Source organism: Paenibacillus sp. FSL M7-0134 (assembly GCF_038007865.1).
Taxonomy (GTDB): Bacteria; Bacillota; Bacilli; order Paenibacillales; family Paenibacillaceae; genus Paenibacillus; species Paenibacillus polymyxa_B.
Genome location: NZ_JBBOXV010000001.1, coordinates 2,176,232 through 2,195,945, shown reverse-complemented (window position 1 = coordinate 2,195,945; position 19,714 = coordinate 2,176,232). Strand labels below are relative to the sequence as shown.

General features: G+C 42.3%; 14 protein-coding genes and 1 pseudogene. 3 read left to right on the top strand and 12 right to left on the bottom strand.

Features of this window, described 5'->3' with window-relative positions; genetic code table 11:
• The first annotated feature begins 165 nt into the window (after nt 1-165).
• The 3 genes from NSQ58_RS09780 to NSQ58_RS09770 all read left to right on the top strand — a co-directional run bounded on the left by NSQ58_RS09780 (nt 166) and on the right by NSQ58_RS09770 (nt 4,206).
• Nucleotides 166-1,431 (top strand): VWA domain-containing protein, encoded by a 1,266-nt coding sequence (locus NSQ58_RS09780; RefSeq protein WP_069081164.1) that lies wholly within the window; start codon nt 166-168, stop codon nt 1,429-1,431.
• A 269-nt stretch (nt 1,432-1,700) separates the two neighbouring features.
• Nucleotides 1,701-3,044 carry an amino acid permease gene (locus tag NSQ58_RS09775; RefSeq protein ID WP_028542243.1) on the top strand — a complete coding sequence of 448 codons (1,344 nt, stop codon included), beginning with the start codon at nt 1,701-1,703 and terminating at the stop codon, nt 3,042-3,044.
• Nucleotides 3,045-3,051: 7 nt separating this feature from the next.
• The gene (locus tag NSQ58_RS09770) at nt 3,052-4,206 is read left to right on the top strand and encodes a VanZ family protein (protein WP_341057268.1); all 1,155 of its coding nucleotides are present in this window, start codon (nt 3,052-3,054) and stop codon (nt 4,204-4,206) included.
• Nucleotides 4,207-4,340: 134 nt separating this feature from the next.
• Here the strand turns inward: NSQ58_RS09770 and NSQ58_RS09765 are convergent, their stop codons facing one another.
• The 12 genes and pseudogenes from NSQ58_RS09765 to NSQ58_RS09710 form a co-directional block, all read right to left on the bottom strand.
• Entirely contained in the window at nt 4,341-4,994 is a 654-nt protein-coding gene (locus NSQ58_RS09765) for a nitroreductase family protein (protein ID WP_023989745.1), read from the bottom strand.
• 333 nt (nt 4,995-5,327) lie between these two features.
• A pseudogene (locus NSQ58_RS09760) lies at nt 5,328-6,090 on the bottom strand (transposase); the annotation flags it as partial.
• Between the two features lie 100 nt (nt 6,091-6,190).
• A complete protein-coding gene (dmpI, locus tag NSQ58_RS09755) occupies nt 6,191-6,373 on the bottom strand; it encodes a 4-oxalocrotonate tautomerase DmpI (protein WP_023989746.1) in 183 nt (60 codons plus the stop codon).
• A gap of 44 nt (nt 6,374-6,417) precedes the next feature.
• Entirely contained in the window at nt 6,418-6,810 is a 393-nt protein-coding gene (locus tag NSQ58_RS09750) for a MarR family winged helix-turn-helix transcriptional regulator (protein ID WP_028542241.1), read from the bottom strand.
• Between the two features lie 243 nt (nt 6,811-7,053).
• Nucleotides 7,054-8,430: an NADP-specific glutamate dehydrogenase gene (gdhA, locus tag NSQ58_RS09745; RefSeq protein WP_028542240.1), complete on the bottom strand. Its 1,377-nt coding sequence runs from the start codon at nt 8,428-8,430 to the stop codon at nt 7,054-7,056.
• Between the two features lie 380 nt (nt 8,431-8,810).
• A complete protein-coding gene (thrC, locus tag NSQ58_RS09740) occupies nt 8,811-10,202 on the bottom strand; it encodes a threonine synthase (protein WP_254347595.1) in 1,392 nt (463 codons plus the stop codon).
• Between the two features lie 215 nt (nt 10,203-10,417).
• Nucleotides 10,418-11,761 (bottom strand): TldD/PmbA family protein, encoded by a 1,344-nt coding sequence (locus tag NSQ58_RS09735; RefSeq protein ID WP_254347596.1) that lies wholly within the window; start codon nt 11,759-11,761, stop codon nt 10,418-10,420.
• 3 nt (nt 11,762-11,764) lie between these two features.
• The gene (locus tag NSQ58_RS09730; protein WP_341057266.1) at nt 11,765-13,159 is read right to left on the bottom strand and encodes a TldD/PmbA family protein; all 1,395 of its coding nucleotides are present in this window, start codon (nt 13,157-13,159) and stop codon (nt 11,765-11,767) included.
• A gap of 403 nt (nt 13,160-13,562) precedes the next feature.
• Nucleotides 13,563-13,868: a hypothetical protein gene (locus tag NSQ58_RS09725; protein WP_445671667.1), complete on the bottom strand. Its 306-nt coding sequence runs from the start codon at nt 13,866-13,868 to the stop codon at nt 13,563-13,565.
• A 537-nt stretch (nt 13,869-14,405) separates the two neighbouring features.
• Nucleotides 14,406-16,286: a UvrD-helicase domain-containing protein gene (locus NSQ58_RS09720; RefSeq protein WP_341057264.1), complete on the bottom strand. Its 1,881-nt coding sequence runs from the start codon at nt 16,284-16,286 to the stop codon at nt 14,406-14,408.
• Complete coding sequence (locus NSQ58_RS09715) at nt 16,268-18,481, bottom strand: ATP-dependent nuclease (RefSeq protein WP_341057262.1); 2,214 nt, start codon at nt 18,479-18,481, stop codon at nt 16,268-16,270. The genes NSQ58_RS09720 and NSQ58_RS09715 overlap by 19 nt, the downstream gene beginning before the upstream one ends.
• 289 nt (nt 18,482-18,770) lie before the next feature.
• A complete protein-coding gene (locus NSQ58_RS09710) occupies nt 18,771-19,442 on the bottom strand; it encodes a restriction endonuclease (RefSeq protein WP_341057260.1) in 672 nt (223 codons plus the stop codon).
• Nucleotides 19,443-19,714: the final 272 nt, after the last annotated feature.

Sequence of the window (19,714 nt, the reverse complement as noted above, 5' to 3'; positions counted from 1 at the left end):
CTTCATAAATATCATACTTTTTTTCCAAACCAACCTTATTATATATCATCTTTTACTGCGTCTACCATGAGACAAATATTCCTGCACGAAACAAGGTGAATATACCATTTCCATGGTACAATTTGTATAAATACAAGATTTAAAATACATAGGGGGTTTGACAGCATGAGCGGTCCCAACATTGCATTGAGTACAGGAGCTAATGCACCATTCGGTAAGGAAGATACGGTGCGGGTCACCATTACATGGAAGCATGCACCTGCCGAACTGGATGTTAGCTGTTTTATGGTAGGAGCAGACGGAAAGGTTTCCTCAGATGACTATTTCATTTTTTACAATCAACCCGCTGACCCGCACGGCCATGTACGGTTACAGCGTCCAAATGACAGAACCACTGAGTTTACTGTAGCGCTCCAGGAACTGGAACGAACCGGAGTGGAAAAATGTGTGTTTGCGGCCACACTGGACGGCCCGGGTACTTTTGCCGATGTGGTCGGCTGCTCACTTACTGCTCAAGGCAAGCAATCCCATATCACCTACAGTATCACCGAAGCCACCAGTGAGACATCACTTGTGCTGGCAGAGGTGTATCGTCATACGTCTGGCTTCAAGCTTCGCGCAGTTGGGCGTGGTTTCAATGGAGGACTAAAGCCGCTCGCCGAGGCTCATGGTGTCACCGTAGAGGAAACGGAATCACCAGCAGCACCGTCAGCGGATAAAGCCGGCGTGAAGGAGCCTTCTCCTGTGAATGGAAGAATTAATCTGCTTAAACAGAAGGTACAAATTTCACTCCAAAAGAAGCAGATAGACCGTGAAAAAGCACGAGTAGCGGTTGTATTCGATGCTTCTGTTTCTATGTTCAAATTGTACACGGGTGGGACGGTGCAAAAAGCCTGCGAACGTGTGTTGGCTGTAGCCGCCTGTATGGATGACAATGGTGAAATGGATGTATGGTTTTTTGCAGACAAAGCCAAGCGTGCTCCAAGCGTCACAGAGAGGAATTTCGAGAATTACATTCATAGGAATTATGCTGAGCCTAGTGAAGATAGTGAGCTGGGGTGGGGCAATAACGAGCCGGAAGTCATGAAGGATATCATACTTAAATACACAAAGGAAGATCCCAACGATATAATCCCGACCTACATTATCTTTTTCAGTGATGGAGGTATTTATGAACAGAAAAAAATAGAACAGCTGCTGATTAAAAGCTCAAGCACTCCGATTTTCTGGCAATTTGTAGGTCTTGGTAAAGCCGATTACGGAATCCTTCGAAAGTTGGATAAGATGCGCGGCCGCGTAGTGGATAATGCAGATTTCTTTGCCTTGGATGACATTGACTCCGTGACAGACGCAGAATTGTACGACCGTCTGCTGAATGAGTTTCCTGGTTGGCTCAAGCAAGTGCGGGCTAAAGGAATATTGCGGAGCTAATTCTTCACCGCAATGCGATACTCCTACATGATCACTTAAATATCCACCGAGCAGAGCAATAGAGGCAGAATGACCGCAGATAGAGCAATCATCAGCGCCAGCATTCTGCCTCTGTTTTCTTCAGTTTGTCCTCTAGCGATTACAATCTCCCTACCAGATCCTATTTCTTTCATTTCCTAATTGGATATTTTCATGTAGTATAAGTCTAATTGAAGTAACCCTGTTTGGGCTATGCTGAAGCTATACACTATATGAAGGAGGATTTCATATTGAAATCAAATGAAGCAACTTTGCACAAAAAGCTGCTCCCACGGCATATTACCTTTATGGCTATGGGTGGAGTCATCGGAACGGGAATTTTTAAAGGAAGTACCGAAACGATTAGCTTGGCGGGACCTGGAGTTATTTTATCCTATGTCTTCGCAGGACTCTTGCTCTTGGTCGTTATGGGCGCAATTGCCGAGATGGCTACCGTCTATCCCAACATGAATATGAAGGATTTTATTCGCAAAGCTTTTGGAGAACGACTGTCCTTTATTATCGGCTGGTTGTATTGCTTCATGTGGCTGGCCGTCTGTATCATTGAGGTCATTGCTGCGGGAAGCTTCCTGCAATATTGGTTGCCAGATGTTCCTCTATGGGTACTCAGTTTAGTGAGTGCGGCTTTCATTATTGTCGTCAACATGCTGAGTGTCGGCGGTTTTGGGGAGCTAGAATTTTGGCTTGCGGGTATTAAGATTGCCATGATTATTATCTTCATCGCCTTGGGTGGCTGTATACTGTTCGGGATTATTCCCACTGAAACTCCACCTTATCTAAGCAACTACGCGCAGCACGGCGGATTTCTACCCAATGGCTGGTTGGCTATCTTTTCAGCGCTGCTGGTCGTTACCTTTTCATACGGCGGGTCCGAGCTGATTGGACTGACGTTGACGGAGACAGAAAATCCGGAAAAGGTACTGCCTAGAGTGGTTAAAAGCTTTATTCTTCGCGTTGTTTTGTTCTATACGTTGCCCATTCTCATCATTTGTGGCTTGATTCCCTGGAACCAACTGGATGCGAATACCAGCCCGTTTGTACAGGTACTGTCTTCTGTAGGGCTTCAAGGCTCGGCTCATGTTATGAACTTTATTCTGATCACTGCTGTACTGTCTGCCGCCAATTCGGGGATTTACGGGGCTACACGTATGCTACATTCGCTGGCTATCAATGGAGAAGGTCCCAAATCACTCGCCCGCTTATCTTCAAACGGGGTTCCGGTAAATAGTCTCAAATTGTGCGCTGTAGTCCTGATTGTCGGTTCCATGGTTGCTTATGTCGCTCAGGACGGGCTGTTCCGTATTTTGATGGCTGTACCTGGCTTCGTCGTGTTGCTCGTCTGGAGCTGCATTTGTCTGTCCCAATTGAAATTGCGCAAATCTTATCCAGTGGAGCCTACTTTCAAGATATGGGGATTCCCTTATGTAACGGCGGTTACAGTGGGATGCCTATGGGTCATTGCGTTCCTATTCTTGCTTGACCCGCAAAATCGCATTAGCATTAGCGTATGTGTGGCTTTCATGGCATTTCTGGTCATTTGGTCTTTGGTGAAATTCCGGAGAAAGCAGGCGTAAGCAGCACATGATTCAATCTTACCTGTTTCCAGTTTCATATGCCTTTCTTGCGTTTCCTTTTGCTGCCTTATTGTTCACACTGCCTTTCCTAATCGTGCAATATCGCAGGCATGGCTATATTCACAAGGCTAGAGCATGGCTGCTTTACTTGATGCTTTTATACTTAATGAACGCCTTCTTTCTGGTCATACTCCCGCTTCCGGCATCGCGTCATAATGCTGCATTAGCCGGGGGAGCGTTGCAGTTGATGCCCTTGCAGTTCGTTCATGACATTATAAGAGAAACATCCATCTCACCCGCCCATCCCTCCAGCTATGTTCATTTGCTGAAGGAGCGCGCTTTTCTGCAAGTCGTTTTTAACGTTGTGATGACCGTGCCTTTCGGTATGTTCTTACGTTATTATTTCCGTGCACGATGGGGATGGTGTCTGATTCTGTCCTTTATCCTCTCCCTCTTCTTTGAGGTGACGCAGCTGACAGGACTGTATGGATTTTTTGACCATGCGTATCGCGTGTTCGATGTGGACGATCTATTGGCTAATACCTTGGGCGGTATGCTAGGCTTTCTATTAGGCGAATGGTTTTCACGCTTCCTGCCCCGCTTGGAACATCTGGACAAGCATGTGGACATGGCAACGAAGCGAGTGTCCTATACCCGACGGGGCGTAGCCTTTTTCGTGGATTCTATCATATGGATCGGGCTACTCGGCATCATGGAGTCTCTGCATGTGCCTGCTGCTTTCTGGGTTTCCAGTGGGGTCTACTTTATGGTGGTCCCTTACCTGACGAATGGACGAACGCCTGGGAAATGGCTGGTGCGTATTCATCTTACAGGGACGGGACAACGGATTTCCCTGTGGGGGCTCATCAAGCGTTACAGTCTCTTGTATTGGTTGTATTTTGGACTTAATTACGTACTGGGTGGACCCGTGCTGTGGTCTCAAGTCTCTCCATGGGTAAGTGTTCTGATCAGCCTTTTGTTGTTGGTGATCAACGGATGGTTCTTTTTCCATCTGGTCATACGCCTATTTAAGAAAGACCCGTTATTTTATGAGGAGCTTAGCCATACTTCACACCAAATTATATGGCCCAAGCACTATCATCATCCTCAAAATGACACCGCTGACTCGGCAGAAACGTCGGGAGCGAATACCGTGAAATGATAACTGAAAGACTGACAACGTGATAAGCACCCGCGATCTACGTTGCATCTAAGCAAATAAAAAAACAGGCGAAGCAAAGGATTTCCTTTGTCCGCCTGTTTTTTATTTTGCGCATAGATATTAGTTCGTTTTCCTTATTTCCACTGTGCAATTTGATCAATAGGCAATCGTGTGGACGGATGACCATCGTTGATACCTTTACCCATGGAAATGAGCATAACAGGGACATAACGATCTTTTTCCAGACCAAAGGCTTCAGCAATTTGATCCTTTTCAAAACCGCCAATAGCGTTAGTATCATAACCATGAGCGCGCGCTACCAGCATAAGCTGCATGGATACCAAACCACCGTCAATCAGGACTGTTTCTTTGTTCACAACTGGATCAAGCGCTGCAAAATGAGCTGCCACTTTTTCCTGTTGCATTTCTTTAATGTCTTTTGGCATATAGCCCAGTTCTACAGCTTCTCCGAAAATTTGTTCAAAATTATCAAAGTTATTCAAATCCCCAAATACAGCGATCACTGCCGAAGAAGTTTCTACTTGACGTTGGTTGAAACGGGCCAATGGCGCCAGTGTGGCTTTACCTTCAGGGCTGTCAATGACGAGGAAACGCCAAGGTTGCAGGTTAATGGAAGATGGTGCGCGTGTAGCTTCTGTCAAAATCTCAGTCATTTCCTCACGGCTGATCTTCACGGACGGATCGTATACTTTTACAGAACGGCGTCCCAGGGCGATTTCTTTAAAATCATTCGTTTTTACAGTACTGGATGTGTTCGTATTATTCATTCCAATCTCTCCCACTATAAATTAATATTTTCTCATGTTTTCTCACTCGTTCTTCGGTTTTCAGCCATTGACATATCGAACACTGGAGAAGTCATGTAAGGATGTCATTATTTTCCGGAAGAGCCGGTGGCAGGATAGAGGTTGAGACATTTTTCCCAATCTATGGATCGACTTCTATAATCGCACCTTGGATATCCACTCCTGACTCTTGATGGCTTACCCTCCCATATCACGCGGGGTCTTTGCCCTTATGGAAATGATTCCTGCGGCTGCTCCGTGCTTCCTTTGTCTCTGCTTATTCCTGTCCGATGAGAAACATGAATCCGGTTTTTCTTAAGCTGTCTTCTGTAACTGGGCCTCACGTACTGGCCCTAAAACGTCGTTTGCATCAATACCGAACTTGCTTGGTGCCGAGCGTGTGAAGAACGCGAATCAGCTTCCCGCACAACGCTACAATCGATTGCTTTTTCTTCAGTGGATTCTGGCTTCGTTTGGTAAAGTATTGGTGCAGTACCTTAAACTCCGCATTCTTCGCCACCATGAGCATCACGGCCCGAAACAGTAGCGCTCTTAGCCTTGCGCGTCCTCGTTTGGTTATACTGGATTTTCCTTTTTTCTTCCCCGAGCTGTTCTCTTTGAGATTCAGTCCGGCCAGCCGTATAATCTGCTGTCCATGCTCGTAACCCCTTAGATCCCCCACTTCCGCCAGGAACCCCGCCAAGGTGACCACAGCCACGCCTGGCACAGTGAGCATCTCTTTCGTTCCTGGGATTTAAGAGAGTAGACGTTCCACCTCGGCTAGAATCTCTTCGAGCTGTCTGGCGAACATGTCGTACTGTTCCAGAAGTGTTTTAATCTCTATTTTTGCTGCTGGAAGTCCTTCGGTCAGACCGATGGAACTTCTCGCCGTTTCCACCAGTTGCCGGGCTCGTTTCACGTCTTTCTTCCAGCGCTGGACGATGGCTTCTGCACCTAATTCTACGATCTCACCTGGCGTTGGAAACTCCTGCAAGGTAATGCGCGAAGCTTTCCCTTCCCAGTCTTTAATTACCTGCGTGTACTCTGGAAAAAAGCGATCCTGCCAGTTCTGTACCCGTGCATACAGGAGGCGCTTTTTTTATTCAAATCTCAAATTAATTCATTACAGAAATGGCTCCTTACCTTAAAAATGAATGAACCCACTTCATCTTCTGACATTAGCGATCAGATAATAATTTTCCTCCCAAACCAATGTTTTCTTTTTCACTTTCCTTAATCAAAACAATAAAAGCCGACTCGGGTACATTCATTATGGTTGAAGCTGATGTGGTAAGTTCAGTGACCAACGATCTTTTTTGTTCTTTATTTAATTTGCCTGCTTCAATAGTAATTACTGGCATGTAAATTCCTCCTTGTTTCCCCTATGGGTATAATGTAATTGGGGTCAGTCCATATCGGACATATGACCATTCATAACTTGCAGCATATCGGCTAGCTGGTGCCGCTGAGTCTCGTCGAAACTTTGGAGCAACCGGGTCACAAACTGTGAGCGTTCCTGTTTAAAAGTAACAATACGTTCACGCCCATAATCGGTCAGGCTAACCAGCGTAACTCTGTTGTCCTCCGGCTTGGTTCGTCGTGTGACCATCGCTATCGCTTCAAGCTGCTTCAAATGGCGCGTTACGGCTGCAGCGTCAATGCCAACCTCTTTTTGCAGGAGAGTTTGACTAATCTCCTCCACTTGATACAACTTGCACAATAGCTGCAATCTGGATGCGCTGACTCCTGCGCAACGCTCAAACTTGGAGCTAATCTGCTTGTTCAGCAACAACAGCATGTCAAAAATATACTCAGGCTCGGATGGTGTCTGGGTGATATCAATCTCTCCTCCCTTAAGCATATCGCTGGGCTTCGTGATCCGACCTTTGATCCATCAATTATTGATCTATCAAGTAATATACATCCTCTTTAAAAATAAATCAAGTCCCTGAGAAAAATAAAGTGCTCTTTGCAAATAAAAGCTGAGCGACTCGCACAAGAGCCGCTCAGCTTCAATTTAAATTTATTATGTTCCGTTGTGCTAAATAATCCCGTGTGACAGCATTGCGTCGGCCACACGCACAAATCCTGCGATATTGGCTCCGACAACCAGATTGCCCGGCACGCCGTATTCCTCAGCCGCCTTCACGCTGTTAGCATAGATATTTTTCATAATATCATGCAGCTTGGCATCCACTTCCTCAAAGGTCCATGACAGGCGCATACTGTTTTGTGACATTTCGAGCGCCGAAACGGCTACTCCGCCTGCATTGGCTGCCTTGGCTGGTCCAAACAGAACTCCATTGCCCAAGAACACTTCAATGGCCTGGAGCGAGGATGGCATATTGGCACCTTCGCCTATAGCTTTTACGCCATTGCTTACCAGCAGCTGGGCTGCTTGCTCGTCAATTTCATTCTGTGTGGCGCATGGCAGTGCGATGTCGCATGGGATCGACCAGATCCCCGAACAGCCTTCTGTATAGATTGCGCCTGGACGCTCTTGAGTATACTCGCTAATCCGCAGACGGTTCACTTCTTTCAGCTGCTTCACCAGCTTCAGATCGATACCGTCTGGATCATAGATGTAGCCATTCGAGTCACTACATGCCACGACTGTAGCGCCAAGCTGCTGTGCTTTTTCAATCGCATAAATGGATACGTTCCCCGAGCCTGACACGACGACGCGTTTTCCTTCAAAGGACGATCCCTGCGCCTGCAACATCTCGTTTACAAAATATACACAACCGTAGCCGGTCGCTTCCGTACGTGTGAGACTGCCTCCGTAATGAATCCCTTTACCCGTCAGGACGCCACCTTCATGTCCTCCGCGAATCCGCTTGTATTGTCCGAACATGTAACCGATCTCGCGGCCACCTACTCCAATATCCCCAGCCGGAACGTCGGCATCTGGACCAATATATTTATACAACTCAGTCATGAAGCTTTGTGTAAAACGCATCACTTCGTTATCTGATTTCCCTTTGGGATCAAAATCCGAGCCGCCTTTACCACCACCGATGGGAAGACCCGTCAATGCATTTTTGAAAATCTGCTCAAAACCCAAAAACTTGACGATTCCCAGATATACAGACGGATGAAAGCGAAGTCCACCTTTATAAGGCCCTATCGCACTGTTAAACTGCACACGGAAGCCACGGTTGACCTGTACAACTCCCGCATCATCCACCCAAGGTACACGGAAGGTAATGACTCGCTCCGGCTCCACTAGCCGTTCCAGAAGCCCCTGCTGCATATACTTAGGGTGCTTAGCCAATACCGGAATTAGCGAATCCAATATTTCCTTGACGGCCTGATGGAATTCATTCTCATGAGGATTGCGCGCGATAACCTTCTCAAAAACGGACTGCACATATTCGGCTGCTGCTTGTTGACTCTGCTCTGGACGGATCATGGTCATTATTTAATACACCCCTTTTATAATTAGCCCCTCTGTTAAATGACGGAACGACGTTATTCTGCACCTTCGAGAGTGGAACTTTATGTATTCATAAAATTTAGTTAACTATACATGATTTTTTATAATAATACATCTAATTCGCCTATAAAAAATTTTTGTATCCTTCATTAAATAACTCTATGAACCTCTCATTGTCTGTTAGTTTCCTAAAGCTAAATCCCTTGATTCATGGGCTTTTTTCACGATTTCTGAGGCCCTAACACCTTACCCTACATGGCATTATAATGTGAACAAATTGAAACTAAAACATACATTATGTCTGGAATATGGAAATAAGAAAAAGAGGCTGCGCGCAGGGCGTAGCCTCTTTTCCCATTCTTTTACACATAAAAGGCTTCAAGCTGACGCACAATTTCTGCCTCGTCATGCTCTACCACCTGCTGATGCTGCGATTTGGAGAACAATTGTTCAATTTGCGCTGGGAACTCCTGCTTGATGTCCACCAGACGAATGGCTTCATCAAATTTGGCCGGATGCGCTGTCGCAAAGGTTACACATACTTCGTCCGCGCCATTATACGCCTCATACGCGGCAATACCGCAAGCCGTATGCGGGTCGAGCAAATAATCGTATTCGGCCTTGTATTTCTTGATTAGCTCCAGACACTGCTCATTCGAAGCACCGAGCGCTTCAAAATCCTGCTGCACCCGTTTTAAATCCTCTGCACTGATCACAATCCGTTCCTCGGTTTTGAGGTTATTCATGTATTCAGATACCTTGGCTGCATCTTCTCCAAGGAAGTAATACAGGTATCTTTCGAAATTGCTCGCCACCTGAATGTCCATCGAAGGACTGTATGTGCTTTTGAAGTCACCTGGCTTGTATTCACCTGTCTTCACGAAGCGCTCCAAAATATTATTTTCATTGGTTGCAATAATCAGCTTATGGATCGGCAGGCCCATTTTCTTCGCAAGAAAGCCGGAAAAAATATTGCCGAAGTTGCCAGATGGCACACTGATATTGATTTTTTTCGTACCCGCAGACTCCTGCGCCCGGAAATAAGCATAGAAGTAATATACGGTTTGCGCCAAAATACGCACAAAGTTAATCGAGTTAATCGCCCGCAAATGATGTTTAGCTTTGAAATCCAGATCGGCAAACAGGTCCTTAATGACTTTTTGACAATCGTCAAAGTTCCCTTTTACGGATAGATTCAATACATTTTCATCGTCAACCGTCGTCATTTGCAGCTCTTGTACCTTGCTCACCTTTTGGTGTGGGTGCAAAATACAGATTTTAATGCCTTCCTTGCCACGCACGCCCTGAATCGCTGCCGCCCCAGTATCGCCCGAGGTTGCACCCAAAATGTGAATGATCTCATTCTGCTTTTTGGACACGTAGGAATAAAACTCACCCATAAATTGCAGGGCCACATCCTTGAACGCGAACGTAGGCCCGTGGAACAGTTCCAAAATAGACAGGGAATCGTTGATCTTCTTCACTGGCGTAACTTCTGGATGACGGAAGCTTGCGTAACTGCGCTCCACCAGCTGCTCCAAATCTTCACGAGGAATCTCATCATTGATATACAGCGCAAAAACTTCCAGCAGCAGCTCTCTGTAGCTCAATGTTGCCCATTGCTCCAGCGTAGCTGCCGACACAGTCGGAATCTGCTCCGGTATCATCAGACCTCCATCGTCAGCTAACCCCATGAGCACGGTATCAATAAATCCCTTGGCTTCTACTCGACCTCTAGTGCTTATATATCTCATATACATCCCCCAATAAAAATTCAATTCGAACCTTTTTTCGAATATATTATTGTCTATAATACCCTGTCGCGGTGCTGTAACCAAGCCTTTTTTTCATATTTCAAAGACTTTCTCCTACTTTACCATACCCTGATGCATCAGGCATCTGTAATCGCTAGGCAATCGGAACGTCAGAAACAGGCCGTGAGTCTGAAAAAAGAAGGCTACTCCAGTCATTAGGAACCTGAAATCGAGAGTGCAGCCAGCTTAAGCGAAGGGGATGTGCAGCTTCCCGTAAAACGCAAATCGTTGCCAACTTCCTCTACCTGCTGCAACACATCAAAGAAGTTGCCCGATACGGTGATCTGATTGACTGCTCTGACCACTTGCCCCTGCTCAATCCAGTATCCCAGACAAGCCAGCGAAAAATTACCGGACGCCGTATTCGTACCCGCATGCAGCCCCTGCAGCTCTACGATCATCAGCCCGCGATCCGTCTCGCGAATCATGTCCTCCAACGTAGACGTCCCTGGTTCCACATACAGATTATGATACGACACACCGATTTTACCGTTATAACTGCCCTTGGAAGCATTAGAGGTACTTTCCACCCCAGCCTTGCGAGCCGTCTTGCGATTATGGAAATACGTCCGTAGTTCGCCGTCCTTGATGATCTCATTACGATGCGTTGCGCTGCCTTCGGCATCAAACGTACTGCCTGCGGGAACGTTCTCCATCAGCGGATCATCAATCAGCGTAATATGCTCACTTGCCACCTTTTGCCCCAGTTTCCCAGCCAATCGCGAAAAGCCTTTATCCACCGACTCCGCTGAAAATACCGACGTATACGCAGCTAGCAATTGCGCTGCTGCATCATGACGGAAAATGACCGGATAGTTATCCGATTGGATCGTGTGCGCACCCAGCTTGGAAACAGCCTCTTTTACGGCTTTATGCGCCACATCCGCAATATCAATTTCCTCCACACTCCGCAGCGAATAATCATGCCAGCCCCCAGTTACCGTCTCGTCATGGTCTGCTGCAATCACATACACATAAGCGCTCGCCAGACTTTTGCGACGATGGCAGTGCAGTCCTTTTGTATTTACTATTAGAACCTCATTTTCACGAATGCTGACCGAGCAATGCCGAGCCATCACAATCCGTGGATCTGCGGCAAGCGCTGTGCGCTCCATTTCTAGCGCCGCTTCGATCAGAATCTCAGGAGCCGTGTCAGCCAACGCTGCGGCATAGGCAGGCTGCTCAGGGTAGCTCTCAGAGCCTGCGAATAACTCATCCTGTTCCTCACTCTCCAATATGTCCGCGTTGCTGCGTGCCTCTTCCAATAAAAAGTCGATCACGTCCGGTTCCACCTTCTCCGTAGAGGCATAACCCATCTTCCCGTTAATGACACCCCGGAAGGAAAGCCCATCGTTTTCGACGATGGTATATTGATCAATTTCTCCCTTCAGTACCTTTACCGAAGTAGAACGTCCATTGACATAGTAGATTTCCATATCCGCATAGCCAATTTCCCGACCTTTTGTGAACAACGCTTCCTGAAATTGCTGAATATTCATCGCCTATTCCCCCTTCCGTCCGCCGACGGTCATTTCGGACACACGAATCGTCGGCTGTCCGCAGTTGACCGGAAGACTTCCGCTGACCGAGCCGCACATCCCCTGACCATGATCCAGATTGTTGCCGACCATATCAATATTTTGCAAGGTTTCAATGCCTTTGCCGATTAGCGTTGCGCCTTTGACCGGCTCGGCAATTTTACCGTTGCGAATCATGTACGCCTCTTCGACTGCAAAATTGAAGTCGCTCGTCGAAGTATTCACCGAACCGCCGCCCAGCGATTTGGCATAGATTCCGTACTCCGTATTCGCAATGATCTCTTCACGGGTGGACTCGCCATTTGCAATAAACGTATTGTTCATACGAGATGCAGACGCGAATTTATAGGACTGTCTTCGTCCTGACCCTGTCGCAGGTACACCCATCTGGCGCGAGCCCATGCGGTCGATCAGATATCCTTTTAAAATACCGTTCTCGATCAGTACGTTACGCTGTGTCGGCGCTCCTTCATCATCGATATTGAGCGAGCCCCACGCGTTCGGAATCGTTCCATCATCTATAGCCGTGACGAGCGGTGAAGCCACCTGCTGCCCGATCTTATTCGCAAACACGGAAGTTCCATGCGCCACCGCCGTAGATTCCAGCCCGTGCCCACACGCCTCGTGAAAAAGAACACCGCCGAAGCCGTTCTCAATCACGACCGGCAGTCTGCCGCTAGGTGCATATCCAGCTTTGACCATCGTGGTCGCAATACGAGCGGCGTGTCTGGCATTTTCTTCGATATTCAGATTCTCCAAGAATTCAGTCCCTGCATACGCTCCCGGCCCACGGAACCCGGATTGTCTATGCTCCCCATCAGTCGCAATCGCGCTTATTCTCATGCGTGTATACGTGCGGGTATCCTCCACCAGTAGCCCGTTGCTATTGGCGATCAGCACGTTTTGGATTGAGTTACTAATCCCAATGGAGGTTTGCGTGATGGAAGGATCGTATTGGCTTGCCGCCTCATGCGCCCGTCTCATCATGTCGATCTTGGCTCGTTTCTGTGAAGCGTCAGGAATGATCGCAATCGGATGTTGGTTAGGGATAGCATGGGGATGGAGTGTAATGGTGTGTGTACCTGGCACTCCACCTCCGCGAATGGCCTTGGCGGCCGATTTGGCCAGTCGGATCAGGCTCTGTTCGCTCATATCGCTGGTGTAGGCGTACACCGAGAAATGCTCCTTCATAATCCGAATACCAATCCCAAAATCCCGGCCTGACAGCGCCGTATCCACGATTCCCCCGGTCATGCCCAGTTGTCCATTGGTGCGGTCCTCGACGAACACCTCTGCAAAATCTCCGCCCGTCTCCAGCGCGGCTTGCAGCATATCCTGAATCTGTGTTGGATGTATCATCACGTTCCTCCTCGTTTTTGCCATGTTTCTTATTGTACGGTTATTCGTTCAAGATAATAAGCGGGTTCATGTTTATTTCCCATAACTTTACTATACATGATGTTGGGAGTGGGTGTAACTACGTGAGAGCGGCTGTATTGGGGATGGGGTAGATTTATGCGTGGGGATGGAGGGATTGAAATGAGAAAACCCGATTAGACCGTGAAAGGTCATGTCGGGTTAGCTTGAGTTGCTTGATTACTGGTTGGATTGAGCAAGTAAGTGCAACTAAGGACGCTACGTAGACGGATCATTCTTCCGATCGCTGTTGCCCCCAGATTTTTTGATTATATTTGTAACGGTACAAATCCGGGTTCAAAGGCGAACGCTCCGCTTCTTCAGAACGATTCCGTCCCCTCCGCTGCTAAGCTTGGGTTTGCTTCATTTTGTTCGCTAAAATACTTTTTTTCAATCGAACTTTAAACAGTTCTCTGCGCAAATCTAGTTCCATGATATGAAGATGATCAGCCGCTTCTTTGACGGTTTCCATATGCAGCACGCTTGCCTTTTGAGAAATAATAGTTAGCGCATCCCAAATGAGCTTTGTGCATGTTTTAAGCCTCTCTATGTGTTCGTCTTCCTGCTGTACCAAGCTCTCGTATTGCTCAGTCGTATTTTTAGATGAGTTTGTATGTTCCACGTTCTTTAGTATCTTGGGTTGGGTATCCAAAGTTATCATCTCCTTTTTAATCAAAGTGTAGCAAAGGATGATGACGGATGTGGTACGTGGATACGTAACGTATAACACAATTATCTCAGCTAAGATTAAAAAATCCGAAAGTTGTCCCCAGAAGAGTTACTTTCTGATTGTTCTCTTAACCTATTCCTTTAAACATGATTTCTCTACATTAACTTATCACGTCTCCTAACTAGTAATTATATATATTTCAAAAAGACGTGAAGAAAAGACCCGCATCAATTGCTTGCTTTGAAACTTAAGTTTTAATCTTAATTAGGGTTTAGCACAAATATGAATGGTATATCTTGATTTCTTTCACACAGCGCATAGAGGAAAAGGTCTTCTGATTTTACCACTACTGATGGAGAGACTGACTTTTTCACCTATGTTTTATGTTTCTTCATTCAAGCATCGCAGGTTCAGAAAAGTAGTGCTACTACATTATCTTCAAAAACAAGTAAGAGATTCGTTACATAAGGGGTAGAGTTAAGATATTAAGAATTTGTCTATCAATAGCCTCTTAAAAATTCATATCATTTGTACATTTCCTTCTCCAAACCAGCCTTTTGCTTGATTTATGACTATTTCACTAGGATTATGAAAAAAAACAACTAAGTTTTCCTTAGCCCTTGTACAACAAACATAGAATATTTTTTTTGTCCTAGAATATACCGATTCTTTATCAAATCTATCACTAAATAAGTAATCGAAATTGTAACTGCTCCACTTGCCATTGTCTAAAATCACAAGTACATTATCAAATTCGGCTCCTTTGATTTTGTGCTGTGTAGAAAAAGGCGTAAATCCCTCCAAGTAATAAAACAAATTTTTGAATTCTTGATATGCTGTATCCTTCACCCTACTAAATACATATTCGTTTTCTTGAATAAATCTAAGGTATTTATCATCTACTTTACATATATTCTTTTTATCTGCGTATTCAATAACTTCTTCAATTTTTTTATTCGAAAAATTATCAATCTCAGTAATTATTTCACTTACTTCTTTCTTTTTCTTAATTGATGTCATAGGATACTCAGTCTTACGAATAAATTCATTGTAGTTTTGCTCTTTGTAGAGATGAATAATCGACTGAATTTTAAAAAGATGTTTTATTAAAGCGTCTCTCTTTGTACCTTTCTTGTTTTCATCATCTTCATCTTGCTTTTTATCATCAATCAGAGATTCTTTATCCAAATAAATGTTCTTAACTTCAGAATAAGGCTTATCTTTCAAACGATTATATAATGTATATAATGCCGGATCTTGTGTAATAATATCTTTTTTTAACTGATGTTGTCTATTTTTAGGTGCAACTAAATCAACTATTAAATCAAATGTAAGGCTCTCATCAATCAATAAATTATTTTTCTTAATTTTATTTCTAATTTCATTTTTAAAGCTTATGATGGGGTCCTTGTCATAGATTTCCATCAAATTAGGAAAACCCGCTTTAGCCGCTATTAGATTGTGTGTGAGATATAATTCCTTTGTTTGCTTCGGATTATTAAAGTCCCATCCTTGAAAATATTTTGTGTTTTTTAATTCATCCAAATTTCCATTCGAAGAATATAAAAATTTTATGTTTCCTTCCTTTATTATTCCATTGACCATATTTGGTGCTTTAGGATCCAAGGAGGGTTCCTGAGCTAAACCATCAACCCTTAATTTATTTGCCAATTCTATAACTAATCTGGGGTTTCGTCGATTTTGCTTTTTTTGAATTTCTTTTACTATTCCAGATTCAATATATTTCTTTAGATTCCCAATACCATCCTCATATATAGATTGCATTGCATCACCAAAAAAACCAATTATGTTTTCTTTTTTACTTTTCTTTAGATGTTCTAAAAATATTTCAACAACTAAAGGACTAGTATCCTGATACTCATCAATAAAGATAAACTGATATTTATCTTTTAAGATATCGCAGAGTAACAAATGCTTCTTAAACATAGCATTTGCTAATGAAAGTATTTCATCATGAGAAATAATCCCTTCTTTTATACGACTGTAATCTTTATATTGAATATTTAAATTATCAAAATATGTCATATCAACTGTGCCGTCAGGACTTTTTATACTTGATTCTTCATCATTAATAAGATCAATTAGCCCTCTTTTTAAGTCTTTTTGATAGTTTTTGATATTATCCCATAAAAAATCGTGGATTGTAGAAACCCATAAATTGGGGTGACTTACTCTTTCAACAATTTCTTTCACTGCTGCATTTGTGTATGTTACACAGGAAACTTTGGCTAATGGATTATCATTAATAGCTTCCCTTATAACTTGAACTAGGGAATAGGTTTTACCAGAACCAGCCCCACCGCTTAAAAGAAAATTTTCTTTATTTTTAACACACTCAAATATTTGTTTAACTTCAATTCCTAATTGTTCTTCAGCCATAGTAATCCTTCCTTAATGTAAATTGGAATTTCCCAATTTGAAAACTTAAGTCCATTCTCTTCTGTGCTATTGAGTAGAACTTCCATCGCAAAATCCGGTTTTTTTTCTATACAATTCTCTGCCAAAAAGTAGGGGTCCTTATTATCTTCAAAATGTTTCACATTTTTCAAACTTTTAAAATTTTCTTTATTGTCAATTATAAATTTTCTATTGATATGAAAAAAGGAATCCTCAAAGCTTCTTGCGTAGTATTGATGTCCTGTTGAATCTTTATCAAGTGTTTGATAGATAACTAAAATATTTCCATCATTACTTTGTACCCACTGCTTTAAATCAACATTTTTATGAAGTTGTTTTTCTTGTAGAGTTAAGTTTCTAAAAAATACCAATTCATTTGTCTTACCTGTATCCTGTGTAACTATCTCCTTAGCTGCAGCCACTTCCAATTCAGAATGTTTAGAATAATAATCATATGAAGCAGCATAAAAATACTTTAAAGAAGAATTTGTTGTAATAATTGCTTCTTTATCTAAAACTCTACACTTTTCGATTTTTTCTTTATTTCTTCCTTTATCATCTTTAATGTAGACTTTTTTAGCTGAATCTATATCCGTAATAATCAAAGATTTAACACCAATGAAATCAATAAATTTTTCAAAAACATGTGAGTAAGCCCCCACCTCCACAATCGATATATTCTGGGAAAGCAAAGGATTATCTTTATATTCCTGATCTATTTTCTTCATAAATGCTGGTAACAGTATTCTTTCAGTGTCCCCTTCGATAAATACTGCTTTATCTACAAAAAATAACTCAGAACGATTAAGTGTGAGGTATTGTTTTAAAAATTTAAAGTAATGAATTTCCTCGTCTTTTTCATACTCCTTTTGAAGATCCTTTAAATTTTTAGAAAAAACTTGATTGTTATATGATTTATAAAAGTATTTTATATCATCAAAATTACTTTCAGAAGTTATGTGAGATGAATGAGTAGTAATGATTGTTTGTAAATTAAAAGAGTTGCCGCCTTCACCTTTGCTGGCTTGCTCTAAGATGTCCTTTATATTTTTTATAAATATATACTGCATTTGAGGATGAGTATGTGCCTCTGGCTCTTCAATGAAGAGTAAATTAATATCTGCTGGAGCTTCACTATCACTTGACTCCATTCTAAACTCACTTAGTAAGATTTCAATTTCAAATATCATAGTTATTAAGTTTAAATAACCTAGACCATTATAATTTTCAGGTAGGGAATGTTCAGCATTATGATCATACATAACAGTTGTGTTACCTTTTAAAAGCTCTTTATGTTGCAATGTAGAGGCAATCTTTATTACTGAATCTCCCTTATTTATTCCTCCGAATTTTTTAACTTTTTCAATTACATCTGCAAATAATCCACTATATATTTCATTTAGATGAATGTCAGTATCACTTAGTGTCTCTTTAAAATCATGTACCTTTTCTGATACAATCTCCCTATCTTCTTTTTTTTCGTAGTATTTTGATGATAGGACAGATAATGTTTTGTCTGAATCATTATTAGTAACATTCCTTCTTGCACTAATCAATTTAAAATTAATTATTTTATCAATTAAGATATTTTCTTTTCCTATGTCTAAAAATTCCTCTTCATTTTCAGTTAATGCAATGTAGTTATACCCTATTGATTTCTTATATATTTTAAAATATTTTCTATGATTATCTTTTAAAAAATCGTTAATAGTCTTTTCGGTTCTAGTTATTTTTTTCGATTTTTTTTGGGCTTCCTTATATTTTTTATACTCAGATCTTATTCTTAATAGATCTTCATTTGATATAGCATATTCGAACTTGAGAACGATATTATTATTATTAGGATCTAAGTCCATCATTAGCCTACTAATATTCGTTAAATTATCTGTCTCATCATACTCAATAAATATAGTCAGCGATATTCCTATATTTAAATTTTCAATTCTTTCATTAGACTCAACCAATTTTTTAATTTCTTTTTGAAAGTCTATATTAAAATCATCATAAGAAAAAGCATTTGAAGTTGCCCTCCTTCCAATAAATTTATCTAAAATTGAAAGTAAGGATGTTTTTCCGCAATTATTTTTTCCAATAACTACTGATAATCCTGGCTCTAAATAAAGTTCGAAATTTTTTAACAATCTATAATTCTTCACCCTAATTTTACTGATTTTCATAATTTCATCCCCATTTAACATTTTTCATCACATAAAATAGATAATATTACAGTCAACTTCAGAACTTTCAAAACTGCTTGTTCAGAGAGAAACAAACGATTTAAGTCTTTCCAATGGAGACGTTATCTCACCCATAATCGACAGTAATGTATACAGGATTCCAAATGAAATGTAATTCCTGATCGTTGTAACTAATGGATGACCCAGGAAATAATTTGTTATGTACTTAAATAATTACTTTTATCATCTCTCTTCCTCTGTTTGAAATATGTTAAATCTATTACTATTGTTACCTTCCCCACCGTTGCAATTTATCAGCTAAGGCCACACCGCTAATCAATTTAATATTCAACCGCTCCGCCGCCTCCTTAGCTGCCCTTGTAAAATTGCTCGTCGTCACAATCCAAGCATCATAACAACCGTGTACCTGCTTACCAGCCTTGAGCCGGAGTACTATATCATTCCCGACATCACGCTTCCAGCGTTTGCACTGAACGGCGATTTTATAACCCTCTTTACCTTTGAGAATCAAATCGACTTCATGATCACCTGATCCACCAACTCGCTGTACTGAGTAACCTTGATCTGTATAATAAAGCTCCATTAATCGTTCAAAATCTGTTCCTGATAGTGTATCTACATCAGCTTGGAGAATCTGTGCATCGGTTAGTTTTTTACTCGTTGTTTTCGCAATTGCCTTGCGTACCCCATTGTTTGTGTTAGGTACGCTACTCCTACCATTTTTTCCACCGACGCTCTTACCCTTCTTTTTTTGTCGTCGCTTTCGTGTCCATATCGATCCAAAAATTTCTCCCAGAATCACAGAACCAAGTAAGATACCAAAAAGGTATCCCCAGTGTAGACCAGGTATTTTAAAATAAATAGTAAGTCCGACTATAATAAATAGCCCTCTCAATACATGAGCAACTTGCTTTCCTTCAGCATAATACGTCCTTGCCACTCGCTTTCACCTCATCAAAAATATATCAACGAATACCAAAGGAGGTCTATATACCCAAGTCTAAGGGTATATCCACACCCAATGCTCTACTAAATTCTGCATAAATCTTCTTTATTTCTTACACTATAGCATATTCATGGGGATATATGGAACAAAAAAAGTCCTTGCATGATTCTAAAGACCTAATTCCGAACATCGCTTATATGTTTAAATCTTTTGGGTAATTACCCAATAAATATAAAAAATAGATAGCAAATTACCCTAAACAAAGA